The organism is Vibrio sp. 10N.247.311.12 (genome assembly GCF_041467515.1).
GTDB lineage: Bacteria > Pseudomonadota > Gammaproteobacteria > Enterobacterales > Vibrionaceae > Vibrio > Vibrio crassostreae_C.
Window position 1 is genome coordinate 66,666 of the sequence record NZ_JBFSUV010000018.1, and the last position, 15,424, is coordinate 82,089.

Annotated in this window: 10 protein-coding genes and 2 pseudogenes; 7 read left to right on the forward strand and 5 right to left on the reverse strand. The window is 44.9% G+C overall.

Features of this window, described 5'->3' with window-relative positions:
- The first annotated feature begins 371 nt into the window (after positions 1–371).
- Both AB6E30_RS10120 and AB6E30_RS10125 read left to right on the forward strand, forming a co-directional pair.
- Positions 372–1,211: a helix-turn-helix domain-containing protein gene (locus AB6E30_RS10120; RefSeq protein ID WP_372103452.1), complete on the forward strand. Its 840-nt coding sequence runs from the start codon at positions 372–374 to the stop codon at positions 1,209–1,211.
- 551 nt (positions 1,212–1,762) lie between these two features.
- Complete coding sequence (locus AB6E30_RS10125; protein ID WP_029236500.1) at positions 1,763–3,541, forward strand: sodium:solute symporter family transporter; 1,779 nt, start codon at positions 1,763–1,765, stop codon at positions 3,539–3,541.
- 155 nt (positions 3,542–3,696) lie between these two features.
- Here AB6E30_RS10125 and AB6E30_RS10130 read toward each other — a convergent pair whose 3' ends face one another.
- A complete protein-coding gene (locus tag AB6E30_RS10130) occupies positions 3,697–4,470 on the reverse strand; it encodes a PTS sugar transporter subunit IIA (RefSeq protein WP_372103455.1) in 774 nt (257 codons plus the stop codon).
- Positions 4,471–4,477: 7 nt separating this feature from the next.
- Complete coding sequence (locus tag AB6E30_RS10135) at positions 4,478–4,780, reverse strand: PTS fructose transporter subunit IIB (protein ID WP_017061658.1); 303 nt, start codon at positions 4,778–4,780, stop codon at positions 4,478–4,480.
- Between the two features lie 328 nt (positions 4,781–5,108).
- On the opposite strand from AB6E30_RS10135, the gene AB6E30_RS10140 reads away from it, so the two are divergent.
- The gene (locus AB6E30_RS10140) at positions 5,109–6,974 is read left to right on the forward strand and encodes a fructose-specific PTS transporter subunit EIIC (RefSeq protein WP_372103457.1); all 1,866 of its coding nucleotides are present in this window, start codon (positions 5,109–5,111) and stop codon (positions 6,972–6,974) included.
- 125 nt (positions 6,975–7,099) lie between these two features.
- Here the strand turns inward: AB6E30_RS10140 and AB6E30_RS10145 are convergent, their stop codons facing one another.
- Positions 7,100–7,684, reverse strand: a complete 585-nt coding sequence (locus AB6E30_RS10145; RefSeq protein WP_017064940.1) for a TetR/AcrR family transcriptional regulator — start codon at positions 7,682–7,684, stop codon at positions 7,100–7,102.
- Positions 7,685–8,019: 335 nt separating this feature from the next.
- Here AB6E30_RS10145 and AB6E30_RS10150 point away from each other — a divergent pair.
- Positions 8,020–9,999, forward strand: a pseudogene (locus tag AB6E30_RS10150) (methyl-accepting chemotaxis protein).
- Between the two features lie 121 nt (positions 10,000–10,120).
- Here the strand turns inward: AB6E30_RS10150 and AB6E30_RS10155 are convergent.
- Positions 10,121–11,284, reverse strand: a complete 1,164-nt coding sequence (locus tag AB6E30_RS10155) for an amino acid permease (protein WP_372103464.1) — start codon at positions 11,282–11,284, stop codon at positions 10,121–10,123.
- A 273-nt stretch (positions 11,285–11,557) separates the two neighbouring features.
- Between AB6E30_RS10155 and AB6E30_RS10160 the strand changes: the two are divergent.
- Both AB6E30_RS10160 and AB6E30_RS10165 read left to right on the forward strand, forming a co-directional pair.
- Positions 11,558–11,956: pseudogene (locus AB6E30_RS10160) on the forward strand (GNAT family N-acetyltransferase); the annotation flags it as partial.
- Between the two features lie 236 nt (positions 11,957–12,192).
- The gene (locus AB6E30_RS10165; protein WP_017061666.1) at positions 12,193–12,741 is read left to right on the forward strand and encodes a carboxymuconolactone decarboxylase family protein; all 549 of its coding nucleotides are present in this window, start codon (positions 12,193–12,195) and stop codon (positions 12,739–12,741) included.
- A 114-nt stretch (positions 12,742–12,855) separates the two neighbouring features.
- Here the strand turns inward: AB6E30_RS10165 and AB6E30_RS10170 are convergent, their stop codons facing one another.
- Positions 12,856–14,283: a PLP-dependent aminotransferase family protein gene (locus AB6E30_RS10170; RefSeq protein WP_372103459.1), complete on the reverse strand. Its 1,428-nt coding sequence runs from the start codon at positions 14,281–14,283 to the stop codon at positions 12,856–12,858.
- 124 nt (positions 14,284–14,407) lie between these two features.
- On the opposite strand from AB6E30_RS10170, the gene AB6E30_RS10175 reads away from it, so the two are divergent.
- A complete protein-coding gene (locus AB6E30_RS10175; RefSeq protein WP_372103461.1) occupies positions 14,408–15,307 on the forward strand; it encodes a DMT family transporter in 900 nt (299 codons plus the stop codon).
- The last annotated feature ends 117 nt before the right edge of the window (positions 15,308–15,424 follow it).

Below are 15,424 nucleotides of genomic sequence, written 5' to 3' on the forward strand. Positions count from 1 at the left end.
CCTACTCTGTTTTTATTTTGTTAGGGGTATTCTGGAATCTACGGCTTGCCTTCTGTAGTGAAGAAAAAATGCATTTACTGGATGATTGTTGCCTTATAAATGGAGTGTGATTTTGATCGGTTAGGAGTGCCTGTTTGGGGGAGTGTTGACAGCTTTTATGAGGTTATAACGCTTTTATTGATAAGGGCTTAGATTGATTTTTCTATCATGATAACAGTGTTCTAAATCTGGCCTTAGACTGGAGATTTATTTCCACTACTGGATTTTTGTAACCTAGATCTCAAATTGTGATTTTGCTCAATAGCGCTATGTTTCACTAAGGAGTATATCTATTCCCGTAGCCTTATTGCTGCTTATAAGAGTTCGAAACAATGATATTTCATGACCTAATCTCGTCGGTATTAAACGAGCTAGAACCGTTTCATAACATCTGGTTTGCGGGAGATTTTCACACGCCTTCAGCATTCAGTTATCAGGTGAACTTTTCGCGTTTAGAGCTGGTGCTCGACGGTGAGTATATTAATGAAATGGAGAGTCATGATCGCAAGATCACCAATGTTGTTGCGAAAGCAGGGGATGCGATTTTCATCCCGCCTAACTGTTGGAACAAGCCGAACTGGGATACTGATTGTTCGGTACTGAGTATGTTGTTTGGGCGTCGTCAGCTTGGTTTAAGCTTGGTGAGCAAGCGCAAAGGGGAAGAGAGCTTCTACGATATCCAAAAGCATAGTATTCAGACTCGCTCTGGCTTTGCGATTGATAATATTTTGGAGGCGCTCAGCTCGTTAGCGCGCGAGAGCAACAAGCAGCCGATGGATGAGTTATTGCTGCAAGCGTTGCTTCAATACAGCAAGACGATGCTGGATGCGCCTGTCGAGAAGTCTCACAGCCGCGTACAGGATGTGTATCAAGGGATTTGTATCTACATTCAAGAGAACTTCCACCGCCAAATAACCCGAGACAGCATTGCCTCACGTTTTAGCATTTCATCGAACCACTTGTCGCGAATGTTTCGTCAACAAGGCCACATGACCCTGGCGGAGTACATTACCCGTGTTCGTGTCGACCGCGCTAAGTTCATGCTTAAGAAGTACAACTTCAAACTCAATGAAGTGTCAGTCCGCTGTGGCTTTAAAGATGTGAACTACTTCTGCCGAGTATTTAAAAACCGAACAGGAAAAACCCCAACCGAATATCGTGGTTCAATCTAATATACTCTAAAGTTCCCTTTTCTGACCTGAGCTTATGCGACCGAAATTTGTATGACTAGAGCATCACTGCTGGCTCTGAGCTGTGGTGGTCACTTACTTTGTGTTTTCCTCTAGTGTTTATTCCTACGCTTCATCTCTAAGCTCGTTTTTCTATTTATCCCACTTCACTAAATACCCCTAATTAATAACATTAAGGGTTAGCTTTGCGAGTTGCTTATTATTTCCGCTCTCTATTAATTGAATTAAACGTGTGAGAGTTGATGTATTAACGCGATGCATTTAATGGATGATAAGTAAATTAAAAACCACTTATCGAGACGATAAAATCTTGTTGTTGTTGTCCGGTTTACTGATTTAAATGTTTTTAAGCTATTGATTTTAAATGCTTACTTCGCTTCGGCTTATTCTTTGTTTACTAACGTGTAATTCATGTCTCGAAATCAAATATTCAGGTTTATACGCCCCATCACAACCTTGACTTATAATACTACAAATTAAAAATTCTATAGATAATATGATCTTCAGATATTCATCATAAAGAAGACTTATACATGGAACTCAATACGCTGATCGTAGGAATTTATTTCCTTTTCCTTATAGCAATAGGTTGGATGTTTAGAACGTTCACCAGTACAACCAGTGATTATTTCCGCGGGGGCGGTAACATGCTTTGGTGGATGGTTGGCGCGACTGCGTTTATGACACAGTTCAGTGCTTGGACCTTCACTGGCGCAGCGGGTAAAGCGTATGCCGATGGTATGGCTGTCGCGGTTATCTTCTTAGCGAACGCATTTGGTTACCTGATGAACTACCTGTACTTCGCTCCGAAATTCCGTCAACTGCGTGTGGTAACGCCAATTGACGCGATTCGTATGCGTTTTGGTAGCTTCAACGAACAAGTATTTACTTGGTCTGGCATGCCGAACAGTATTGTTTCTGCAGGTATCTGGCTGAACGGTTTGGCGATCATCGCATCGGGCATCTTTGGCTTCGACATGACGACAACCATCGTTCTGACTGGTCTTGTTGTACTTGTTATGTCGGTGACAGGCGGCTCTTGGGCGGTTATCGCGTCTGACTTCATGCAGATGGTTATTATCATGGCGGTAACCGTAACGTGTGCTGCAGTGGCTATCGTACAAGGTGGTGGCGTTACTGAAATCATCAACGATTTCCCTGTAGCAGAAGGCGCATCATTCGTTTCTGGTAACAATCTGAACTACGTAAGCATCTTCGGAATTTGGGCATTCTTCATCTTCTTCAAACAGTTCAGTATCACCAACAACATGTTGAACTCTTACCGTTACCTAGCGGCAAAAGACTCAAAGAACGCGAAGAAAGCGGCACTGTTGGCATGTATTCTGATGACCATCGGTCCAATCATTTGGTTCATGCCACCTTGGTTCGTTGCAGGACAAGGCGTTGACCTTGCAGCACATTACCCAGACGCAGGCTCTAAAGCAGGCGACTTCGCTTACCTTTACTTCGTAGAGCAATACATGCCAGCGGGTATGGTGGGGCTTCTAATCGCAGCGATGTTTGCGGCAACTATGTCTTCTATGGACTCAGGCTTAAACCGTAACTCTGGTATCTTTGTAATCAACTTCTATCAACCGATTCTTCGTCCAAACGCGACAGAGAAAGAGCTGATGATTGTGTCTAAGTTGATGTCTACCTTCTTCGGTCTAGCTATCATCCTTATCGCGCTGTTTATCAATTCGCTAAAAGGCTTGAGCTTGTTCGACACCATGATGTACGTGGGTGCACTTATTGGCTTCCCAATGACCATTCCAGCATTCTGTGGCTTCTTCCTTAAGAAGACTCCGGACTGGGCAGGTTGGGGTACGCTAGTGGTCGGTGCGATTGTGTCTTACATCGTTGGTTTCGTGATTACCGCTGAAATGCTACAAAACTTGTTCAACCTAGAGCCTCTAACAGGCCGCGAATGGTCTGACTTGAAAGTTGCAGTAGGTCTGATTGCGCACCTAGTGTTTACTGGCGGCTTCTTTGTTCTTTCGACATTGTTCTACAAACCACTAGAAGCGTCTCGTCAGAAAGATGTTGATACCTTCTTCAACAACCTTGCGACACCATTGGTTTCTGAATCAACAGCACAGAAGAAACTGGACAACAAACAACGTCACATGCTGGGCTCACTGATCGCAGTGTCTGGTGTGGCAGTGATGGCGATGTTTGCTCTACCGAACCCATTCTGGGGAAGAATGATGTTCGTACTGTGTGGCGGTATCGTATTCGTAGTTGGTTTGCTGTTGGTGAAAGCTGTAGACGACTCGGTTGAGGATGCGAAACAAGCGAAAAAAACAGCTTAAGTTAGCTAACCAGTTAAACAAGTAATTAAACATAAAACGGCTGAGCTCTAATGCTCAGCCGTTTTTTATTGTATGAGAAAATGAGCTTATAACGATTGGATAGGTGTCACAACAGGGGATTAATGGATGCTTTGAGTTTGACCAGAAGAGATGAATTAGATAAGGCGTGACGAGATGTACATCAACAAGGCTTGTAGGTCGACACCGCTTCGAGTCTTTTGCAGACGTTCATTGACCTGATCGTGAAGCAGGTTTCGAGTTAGGTTGGTCGCCGCCACAATGTGCTCACGCTGTGGCTTAGTTGGCAGAACGAGTGCAATAGCAACGTGCACTTCGCCGATGCGCGATGCCCAGTCAATCGGGTGGTCACTGACAATAACGGCAATTGAGAGATCTTGAGTCGATTCAAACATCACATGCGGCAAGGCGATACCCGGTGACACGCAGGTTGAAGAGCGTTCTTCTCGCTTAATGAATGCCAGAATTAGTTCATCTGGGTCTTCTGGATAAACAAGGTGAGCGAGCCCTTTTAAGCACTCAAATTTGGTCAGTTGGGTTTGCGCCTTAGCGTGGTGCCATTTGATGTCACAAGGCGGGCATATTTGTGGCATTCGCTGGATTAAATCTTTAGAGAATTCATGGTTCACTTGTGACCCAACCATGTCGTAATGCTCAGCAATTACATCTTTGAGAACGAAACAGGCCAGCTCCGCATCAATCCCAACCGCGGTTATCTGACACAAGTCACCGCGAAGTAAACCTACTTGCAGCATCGCGACGGATTTGGATAGATCAGCGGTTCGATTTTGAGTGATGTTGATAATGCGGATGTTGCTTTTGAACTTCTTCGCTAAGCGAGTCAGCGGCTGCGCGACATGTGAGTTTGCGGCAGGATCGTTAACGAAGAAGGTGATCTGGTATTCGTTCATCAAAAGCTTAAGTTCGACAATGCTTAATAAAGACTTTATCGATACTCAACAATACCTCTTCCATTGGAACAAATACGGTTTTAGCTGGGTCAAATCGGCTTAGTTGTCCGATGTCGATATCAGAGACGATCAACACCTTGTCTGCGAGGGTAATATCTTGGGCTGTCAGTAAGTTTTCAATACCCATAGCGCCTTGCGTCTCAACCTTGATTGAAACGTTGAACTTAGGGGCTGTTTTATTTAGAGCATCAGCTGCCATATAGGTGTGCGCAATGCCTGTAGGGCACGCAGTTACCGCTACAATTCTCATTATTATTCTCGGCTTAATCTCGTCCCTGTTACGTTACAAAAGCTACCTTTCAGAAGCTACCTTGGAAAAGCTATCTTGCATGGAAAATCCAGTATAGAAAGCTCGCATGGCGGAGGGACGATATTGTTATGGGTTCTGTGGATTTTATGGATTGGCGTTTTTTATTCCAAGGTGAAAGTCACACTCTGAGTTCTTGGTTACAATAATCCAGTTAATGCACCTTTCGTCCTATATATTGAGTGCCTTCACACCGTTAATCTTTTCATCTTATTAACCTTATCACTTACGTAATTACTTCAGTCTGAAATCAGGCGAGGCAGAGCAGCATATGGATATCACCAACATTATCGAGCCCGAGATTATCTGTTTGGATTTACAAGCAGACTCAAAACAGGCGGTATTTGAAGAGCTTGTTGAACTGCTCGACCGTGCCGGTAAGCTCTCTAATAAACGTGAATTCCTTGACGACATCTGGAAGCGTGAAGCCATCGGTAATACTGGCTTTGATGATGGTATTGCGATTCCACATGCGAAAAGTACTGCCGTCGCTAAACCTGCTGTCGCAGTAGGCATTAGCCGAACGGGCATTGATTATGGTGCTGATGGCGGTGAACTCTCCGATGTGTTCTTTATGCTCGCTTCACCAGACAACAACGACGACCACCATATCGAGGTACTGGCTCAGATTTCGACCAGACTTATCGAAGATGGCTTTGTTACAAAATTAAAGGCGGTTGAGTCGGTTGAGGAAGCTCAAGAGCTGTTTCTTGAAGCCAATTCAGAATCGTTCGATAGCTACGCATCTAGCCATCATGAAGTGTATGTCGAACCACTAAGCCCTTGGGCACAATCTCTTAATCGCCTCAAAGAACACTTATTATACGGCACCTCACACATGATTCCTTTCGTGGTTGCAGGTGGTGTGCTTTTGTCTTTGTCGGTGATGATGTCGGGTCATGGTGCAGTACCTGAAAGCGGTGTGTTAGCAGATATCGCACAGATGGGCATCGCGGGGTTAACCCTGTTTACAGCGGTGCTCGGTGGTTACATCGCGTATTCAATGGCCGACAAACCGGGTTTAGCGCCCGGTATGATTGGTTCTTGGGTTGCGGTGAATCAATACAATACCGGCTTTCTCGGTGCAATTGTGGTCGGTTTCTTCGCTGGTTTTGTGGTGAATCTACTTAAGAAGATCAAACTGCCAGACAGCATGATCTCGCTGAGCTCTATCTTCATCTATCCATTAGTCGGCACCTTCGTGACCTGTGGTGCGGTGATGTGGGTGATTGGCTCTCCGATAGCTCAAGTAATGCTTGAGATGAACCAAATGCTCACGGGCATGGCAGGCTCCGGAAAAATGGTATTGGGCAGTATTTTAGGTGCAATGACGGCCTTTGATATGGGCGGCCCGATCAATAAAGTAGCAACGCTGTTTGCCCAAACTCAGGTGAATACTCAACCATGGTTGATGGGCGGTGTTGGTATTGCGATTTGTACACCACCACTAGGCATGGCACTGGCGACTTTCTTATCGCCAAAGAAATTCAAAAGAGACGAACGTGAAGCAGGTAAAGCGGCGGGTATCATGGGTATGATTGGCATCAGTGAAGGCGCGATTCCTTTTGCTGCCGCCGATCCTGCGCGCGTTCTGCCTGCGGTTGTTGCTGGTGGCATTGTCGGTAACGTGGTTGGCTTTATGTTCCATGTAGTGAACCATGCACCATGGGGCGGCTGGATTGTGCTGCCAGTGGTAGATGGCAAGATTGGTTATATCGTCGGCACACTAGCAGGTGCTCTAACGACAGCCCTGATCGTAATTCTTCTGAAGAAGAACGTGGTCGAAGGTGAAGTGAATTCTAATCAGTTAACCGGTGGTTCGGTAACGGAAGAAGGGCAAGCAGATGTATTGGCGATCACTTCTTGTCCATCTGGTGTTGCCCACACTTTCTTAGCGGCGAAGTCTTTAGAAAAGGCGGCGCATCATCTTGGGGTTCGGATTAAAGTCGAAACCCAAGGTGCCAACGGAATAGGTAATCGCATTACCCAGAAAGACATTGAAAGGGCGAGGTTGGTGATCTTTGCTCACGATGTGGCGATTAAAGAAGTAGAGCGCTTTGCGAACGTTAAAATCTTAGATGTCAGCACCAAAGAGGCGATGCTTAATGCGCAAGCGTTGATCATGAGAAAGGTGTAATCCTTAAACCGCAAAGTTTATCATCTATAAAATTAACTAGATCAAAACTAAAAAGACTCCGCTCATGCTGGTTAAGGTGAAAGTGGAGTCTTTTTGTATCGCTTACTAATCTATAAGTTCAACCCTTAAAAAGGGTGGTACTTAAATACGTCTTCAACCATAGAATTAAGCAAATCGATATCGTCACAGGTTTTGGCGTAGGTACGCAGGCCTGCGATCTGAACCTGAACATGTCGAGCAAGTTGAGTCGGTTCACGCTCTTTGCTTATCTCACCCAATTCTTGTGATTCTGCGATCAGCTTAGCGAACTCACCTTCCATGATTTTGAGTGATTTCTTTGCTTCTTCTAATAATTCGGCGTGTTCATCAGTCAGTTCTGCTACCGTTTTTGCCAGCATACACATGCCATTTGGCGAACTTTGTTTTGATTCGACCACAGCACGTTTGACGAAGCTTTCGAGCGCTTTGATTGGAGAGTCTGTTTCACTGCGGAAGCGGTTCAGATTCAGGATGCCAAGTTCGGTATAGCGAGCAAGCGTCTCTTTAAACAGACCTTCTTTGCTGCCGAACGTCGCGTAGATGCTGCCCGGACGCATATCAATCACGTCTTGCAGGTTGCGCATAGAAGTCGCATGAAAGCCCTTTTCCCAATACAGGTTCGTTGCTTTATCTACTACATCTTGTCTATCGAACTTCGCAGTCTTGGCCATAACATCTACTTCATTAATCTGAACATATGTTCAATATTTTATGCTGAACGCCCGTTCTAGTAAAGGTGTGTTTAGCTGCTTTGCGCAGGCTTAGAACATCAAAGAGTTAATAAAACATCCAGATCATCAGGAAATAATCTTAATCATCAATAACTTCTACGGTCTTGTGCTGAGCGCCGTAGTAGGTACCTTCATCGCATCGCGATCTGTGTGTCACGGTAATTGATGCACATTGATCAAGTTGAATAATTATACAGTCACAATTGAGGCGCATCTTATTAAGGGTGTGCGAGTTAGATGACTGAAAAGATTTGTTAGCTGCTAGGGAAATGATAATGAAATTAACCGATATGTCTTTTAAGCAAAAAATCATCGCTTTGCTTATTTTACCGATCTTAGGGTTTCTCTGGCTCAGTGTTTCTGCGATATTCAAAGGCGTAGAAACAAAGACTGAAATGTCCTCATTGAATCAACTGACACGCCTTTCGGTTGTGTACAGTGAGTTAGTACATGAGTTACAAAAAGAGCGAGGCATGACAGCTGGCTTTATTGGCTCTCAAGGAACCAAGTTTGTCAGTGAATTAGCCGCGCAGAGAACCAACGCCGACAACCGACGTAATGAAAGAAACGATTATTGGCAGTCTGCCAATATCAACCTGCCACAGATCAACCGTTTGAATACAGAGATCAGCCAAAGCCTAAATCAAATCACTTCTATTCGTAATCGGGTCGATTCTCAATCGATTCCGCTGTCTGAGGCTTTGGGTTATTACACCCAACTTAATGCAAAGCTGCTGAGCGTATCGGCGTTAATTGCTGAGCTTAGCTCTGATGCTGCCATCACCACTGAAACCATCGCTTACTACAACTTTTTACAAGGTAAAGAGCGAGCGGGTATCGAGCGTGCTGTCCTAAATAATACCTTCTCTAAAAATGAATTTGGCCCAGGCATGTTGGTTAAATTCATCTCTTTGGTGACTGAGCAAAATACCTACTTCTCAAACTTTGAGGTATTGAGCAACCCAGCTAACGTTCGTTTCTTTGAACAACAATTGAATGATCGTTCGTTGGCAGAAGTAGAAAAGCTTCGTGGTTTGGCTGAATCTAAGATGAGCGGTTTTGATGTTGATCCTGTGTACTGGTTCTCGCAATCTACCGCTCGTATTGTTCAGCTAAAGAAAACAGAAAACCGCCTAGCAGAGTCGCTTATTGCACTGACAGAGAAAAAAATGTCAGAGGCGCAGTCTGCGATGATGATGAGTATTGGTCTGTTTGCTTTGATAACCTTGTTCGCGACCTTCGTGAGCTATAAGGCGATCAGCGACCTGACGATGAGAGTAAAAGATCTTACAGTGATGTTGTCTAAGGTTCGTAATGACAACGACTTAACAGTTCGCGCTAAGTTCGTTGGCAACAGCGAGCTTGGACAGATCTCTTCGGCACTCAACGAAACGCTAGAGAAGTTTTCAAACGTTATCGACAACCTGTCTCAGTCGAGTCTGACCTTAGCTTCAGCCGCTGAAGAAACCTCACAAACCTGTCACTACAATTCGAACACGCTAGTGCAATAACAAGACCAAATTGGCTTGGTTGCGACGGCGACAGAAGAGTTATCAGCAACGGTAAATGAGGTGGCGGCTAAAACTCAGCAGACAGCAAGTTCCGCTAAACTGGTCGATGAGCAGTCTCAAGAAGGTTTGAGTACGGTACAAAACTCTTACCACTCTATCGAAAAACTGGCATCTGAAATTAATGATCTAGCGGAAAAGATCACGCACTTACACGAGAGCAGTAATAACATCAACAGTGTGATTGATGTGATTAAGTCCGTCGCTGAACAGACTAACTTGTTAGCATTGAACGCGGCAATTGAAGCGGCAAGAGCGGGTGAGCAAGGTCGTGGATTTGCGGTAGTGGCTGATGAAGTTCGCACGTTAGCACAGCGTACTCAGCAGTCGACAGCTGAAATTGAAGGTTTCATCAGCTCGTTACAGTCTGATGTGCAAACCGCGTTTAATGTGATTGATAACAGTCAGAAGATGTCGTCTAAAGCGGTTGAGGATTCAAAAGAGGTGGAACACACCTTACAAGGTATCTCAGCATCGGTGAGCGAGATCTTTAGCATGACTGAGCAGATCGCAACCGCTACCGAAGAGCAAGCGGTAGTGACTCAAGATATTGCTCAAAACGTCATGGCAGTAGAGCAGAAGTCGACAGAATCTACGACAGCTGCAACGCAAATAGCTGCAACAGCCAAAGAACAAGCTCAGTTAGCAGCTTCATTGAAAGATATTGCGAGTACGTTTAAGAGCTAACTAGCAAGCACTCCAATAAGAAGTAAAATGCCCGTTAGTCTCTACTTTTAATAGCAGGACTAACGGGCTATTTGTATCTGCTGTCTTCTAAATGGCAACAGATAGTCCATTCAATGGGAATCTACCCCATAAACCAAGACACGAAAATCAACGCACCAAAACCAAATGTCGCCATTAATGCCGTGTCGCCACCGGCTGCTGTGTAGCTGCCTTCGGTTTGTAGGTGAGGGAAGTCAGGTCTGCGAACCTTAACTACCATTGCGAGTGGGCCCCAGATAGCTAGGAACACCAGGACCATGCCTGCATAGTCCAGCATGCTTACAAACTGGCTAGCGAACAGCTCAGCTAATACCAAAGGTAAGATGAAGGTTAGCGCATAAGCCAACGCTTTGTTGTTGGTCACCGCATCTTTGTTTTGGTCGTAAAGCGCCATCGACACGCCGAGGAAAGAAGTCACCAAGGCCAGAGCAGAGAACAGAGCGATCACCACTTTCAACCAAGCAGATTGGCCGCTGAACGCAGAGATCAACTCAGAGATATTGTGGAACTGGCTTATCGCGTCTGTGCCAAGGTTGCCGATAATCGCGAATAACCAAGTTAGGTAGCAAATTAATGGAATCACTGAGCCTAGCAGAATCATATTGCGGATCTGCTTTTGAGTTGCTTCACGGTTGTAGATAACCAGTGACGGGATCACCACCATAGAGGCAAAGCTAGTAAAGATAACTGCGCTGTATTGCACCACGTCGTTGGCCGTGTATTGGCTGGTTTGAGTTAGGTAATCAAGGCGAATGTTGCTAAATAATGACGCGATAACGATAAACAGCATCACGACCATCAAGATGAATAAGCCACGATTAAGTTTGTCTATGTAAGACTTGCCCGCCACTACAATTACACCCGTTAATAGGCTAAAAGCTGTGTAAGCTGCAGAGGTCGATACATCAATACCAACATCGAGCAGTAGCTTGTGGATGATGTCACCGACACCCAAGATATAAGCGATGAGCATGCACACCAGCAGTAGGTAAAAAAGTGCATTGATAAAGTGTTTACCTTTGCTGCCCAGAGTGAGGTAAGCAACACTGCTCATGCCACTGTTGTCTTTAGTTTTAGTGCATGCTTCTGCCAGTAGGAGTGCAGAGTATGTGGTGCCGATAAAGATAAGTAGCATCAGCACTGAGCTGATCATGAAGCCAAATTGAGCCAACACCATGGGAATAGCAAGCATGCCAGCCCCTAATGCAGTTCCTGACAGAATCAAAGAACTGCCGAATAATTTCATATTCAAGAAAGCAACCTCAAAGTATCCAATTAATTTTTTGTTGGATTGTAAATATTTGTTGCCAAGCCTAACAAATTACTCAGTAAAGTTAGGGGTTAATTTCTAATAAATTTTGAATTTTTCTAAAAAATTTAAGCAGGAATTTCTGGTGTATATGTGTGGTTGATTTAAGTATTCACTCGGTGAGTTTATTTATCGTTTAGTTAACGTTCGTCCATTATTGAATGATTTAGAAATTGGCAAAATTCAGTTAAAAAGAAGTATGTTTATGAGCTAATTGAAGATGATTCTAGTGAGTCGGATGCGGATAGTACGATTGTAGGCTCGATTATCTTTACGCCGCTTTCATTTGATGATGAAACCAAGGCATATTTGCTTTCGCCAGTGGCGGTGAGCACTCAGATGCAAAAGCGTGGTATTGGTCAGCGCCTGATTAACTTCGGTTTGCAGTTTCTAAAAGAGCAGGGTATTGAGCTTGCAGTGACGTACGGTGATCCTGACTACTATTCAAAAGTGGGCTTTGGGCAAATTACCGTTGAGCAGGTCCCAGCGCCCTTTGAATTGAGTTTCCCTCACGGTTGGTTGGCTCAATTGTTAACTGGTGGTGAAATCAAAGTAACAAGTGGCAAGTCGAGTTGTGTTAAAGGCTTGGCTCACGCAGAATATTGGTAGCCGCTTGCAAAAAATTGAGAAAAAGAGAAAGCCCATCAGGTGTTGCCTGTTGGGCTTTCTCGTTATGAACAAAAGATATCCGTCAGGCTTCAATGTACAGTTTGAACGAGTGTTCAAAATAACACTTGAACGATCGTTCTTGTTTGATCTATATTGTTTTCACACCAACGGAGAACATTCATTAATTGCTCCGTGATTGAATAACTTTAGAACCGAAAATTGATAGGGATAGAGCAATGAGCAACTTCAAAATTCACTCAGTAGAATCCGCGCCAGAGCAAAGCCAACCTATTCTTGAGGGCGCTAAAAAGCAGATGGGCAGAGTGCCGGGCTTGTTTGGTGTGTTGGCTGAATCTCCAAACACACTTAAGGCTTACACCCAGCTTCATCAGGCATTTAGTGACTCATCTTTCGATGCTGAAGAGCTAACGGTTGTTTGGCAAACCATCAACGTTGAACACGAATGTCACTACTGCGTTCCAGCGCACACAGGTATCGCACATTCAATGAAGGTTGATCCTGCAATCACCGAAGCACTGCGTAATCGCACGGCTCTACCCACTGAAAAACTGCAAGCACTGCATGATTTTACGCTGAGCATGGTGCGTAACCGCGGCAATGTGCCTGAAAGTGAAATGGCAGCATTTTTCGAAGCGGGCTACGGTCAACAACAAGTGTTAGAAGTGATTCTTGGCCTGTCTCAGAAAGTGATCAGTAATTACGTAAACCACGTTGCTAAAACGCCAGTCGACAAAGTATTTGAACAGTTCGCTTGGCAAGGTTAATCGCATTTAACTAACCATCGTATTTAAGCAACTCAAGATATGATAATGATGAAAGCCCCGCTCAGTTGAGTGGGGCTTTGTTGTTTGGGTTGAATATGGAATTAACAAGGTTACCTAACGTACGTGCCTAGCGATTATCTTCGCTAGTGTCACAAGCCCTTCTTTCCACTCTTTGCTCTCTTCAATGTTGGCGACAGTGAAGCGCAGACAGTGTTTATATTGGTCGTTGGTGCCAAATACTGTTCCGGGTAAGATCCCCAATTTATGCTTCAAACAATCTTGATAGACCGCGTAGCTATCGACCGATTCAGGCAGTGTTATCCAGTTTAAAAAAGAGCCTTCCGGTTTTGATAGGTGGTATTGCCCGACAAGGTGTGGGTAGCTATCTAGTGCTTGTATTAACAGGCTTTGGAATTGCTTTTGATTGGTTTGGTAGAGCCGCTTCATCTTAGACAAATGACTGCGATATTTGCCGGTAGTGAGAAATTGACCCACAGCGGATTGCATCAGATTTGAGCTGCCCATGTTGTCGCATAAAAGGTACTTTTCGACCAAAGGTTGGTAGCGCCCAGACAGTAACCAACCGATTCGCAAGCGTGAGTCTAATGTTTTAGACAGTGAGTTGACGTAGATGACTCTATCTTGATCATCAAGCTCTTTGAGGCTCGCGATTGGTGTGTCGAATGCCAAGCTACCGAACACATCGTCTTCGATAATTGGTAAAGATCCGGTGATCTCCAGTAATGCTTTTCGATTCGCCAATGGCATTCTTGAGCCGGTTGGGTTAGTAAAGTTTGGCGTTAGCAGTAAGGTTTTCACTTCCCATTTGTCCAACGCACTCTGTAGTGATGGGATATCAATACCGTGGCTAACGCTGCTTGGGATTTCAAGGGCTTGCAAGCCAAGTGATTCAAGTAAAAGTAGATTACCGAAATAACAGGGCGACTCGACCGCCACGATGTCGCCGGGCTTGGTGAGCGCACGTAGTGCCAAACTGATTGCCTGTTGAGCACCATGAGTAATCGCAATCTCTTTCGATCCCGCAGGCACACCAAGATCATGAGTGATCTTTAACAATTGCTTTACTAATTGCTCGTCGCCGGGGGGTAATTGGTAATAACCGGGAAGCTGAGTTTGTAATCGACTGTGACGGCCAATCTCGGCATACAAACTTCGAATCGCAGGGTTGTTGATATTCGGGTGGGCCGAGCCTGTCAATAGTTTCAGACGACCTTTTGGACGAGAGAGTACCGATTTAGTGACAGACAATAGATCGACTTTTTGAGGTTGGCTTGATGCATCCCAGCTGGTGGTGCTCGGTGCTTTCACGCGATAGCCTGATTTAGGCACAGAATAAACCCAGCCTGTGGCTTCCAGTTCTTGATAGGCACGAATCACGGTATTTTTACTCACACCAAGCTGTTCGCTTAATTGACGGATTGAGGGAAGACGATCGTCTGGATGAAAAAGTCCCTTATCGATCTGAGCCTTAATATGTTGTTCGGTAGCAAGGTATTTATTGCCGCTGAGTTCTGCTTCCACGTGTTTCTCCCTCGTTGCACACTCTCAATCTGTAACCATATAAAGTGTTATATCTGTATCTTTATTAGTTATCTGTACCCAACTAAGGTAACAGCATTGATGAATAGTTGACCAGAGGTTTGTAATGCTGATTAAAATGATTCCGTTTGTGTTTGTAATATTGTGGTCGTCAGGCTTTGTCGGCGCACGTCTTGGTGTGGAATACGCGGAACCCGCAACATTACTTTCATTGAGGATGGTGGCCAACGTGGCGCTGTTCTTGGTTTTGATTGCAATCCTTAAGCGTCGTATTCCTCGTGGTCGAGCATTCTTCCACGCAAGTGTGGTTGGCATCTTGATTCATGGTTTCTACCTTGGTGGCACCTATCTGGCGATTGATATGGGTATGCCCGCCGGGTTGAGCTCTCTACTTGTTGGCTTACAACCGATTCTGACCGCCTTGATTATGATCAGCTGTACTTCGCAGCGTTTTAATTTTGCACAGTGGTTGGGATTAGCGCTTGGTTTTGCGGGTATTAGTTTGGTGTTGATGGGTAATATTGAATGGCAGTCAGACGACCAAAAAGGCTTGGCAACATTATTGTGTTTGGTTTCTTTGGTGGGTATTACCTGCGGCACTCTGTATCAGAAGCGCTTCTGTCAGGGGACAGATATGGTCGGCGGTGCGATGGTGCAATACTTGGCTTCGGCTGCGCTGTTTCTGCCGTTCGCAATGCGTTACGAAACGATGCAGGTGAACTGGACTGTAGAATTCACGCTGACTCTAATCTGGCTGGTGGTTGTTTTGTCTTGTGTTGCCATATTATTGCTGCTTTACATGGTAGAGCATGGTGCATCTTCAAGTGTGGCCTCAGTGTTTTACTTAGTTCCACCGACGACAGCAATTCAAGCTTGGCTTATTTTCGGTGAGTCGTTCGACATCTACGGCGCAATGGGTTTCGCCTTGTCTGCCGCTGCGGTTTATTTGGTGGTGAGGAAGCCTGAGTTAATGAAGGCTCGCAGACGAACAGTGTTAGAGCGGTAGTTTGTATACCAAAACTCACTCTACTTAAAGCTGATGACTAGAAACAAAAAAGAGCCTGAATATGAACTGACCCCCAATAGTTGGACACCAATTATTGGGGGTCTTTTTATGTCCAAA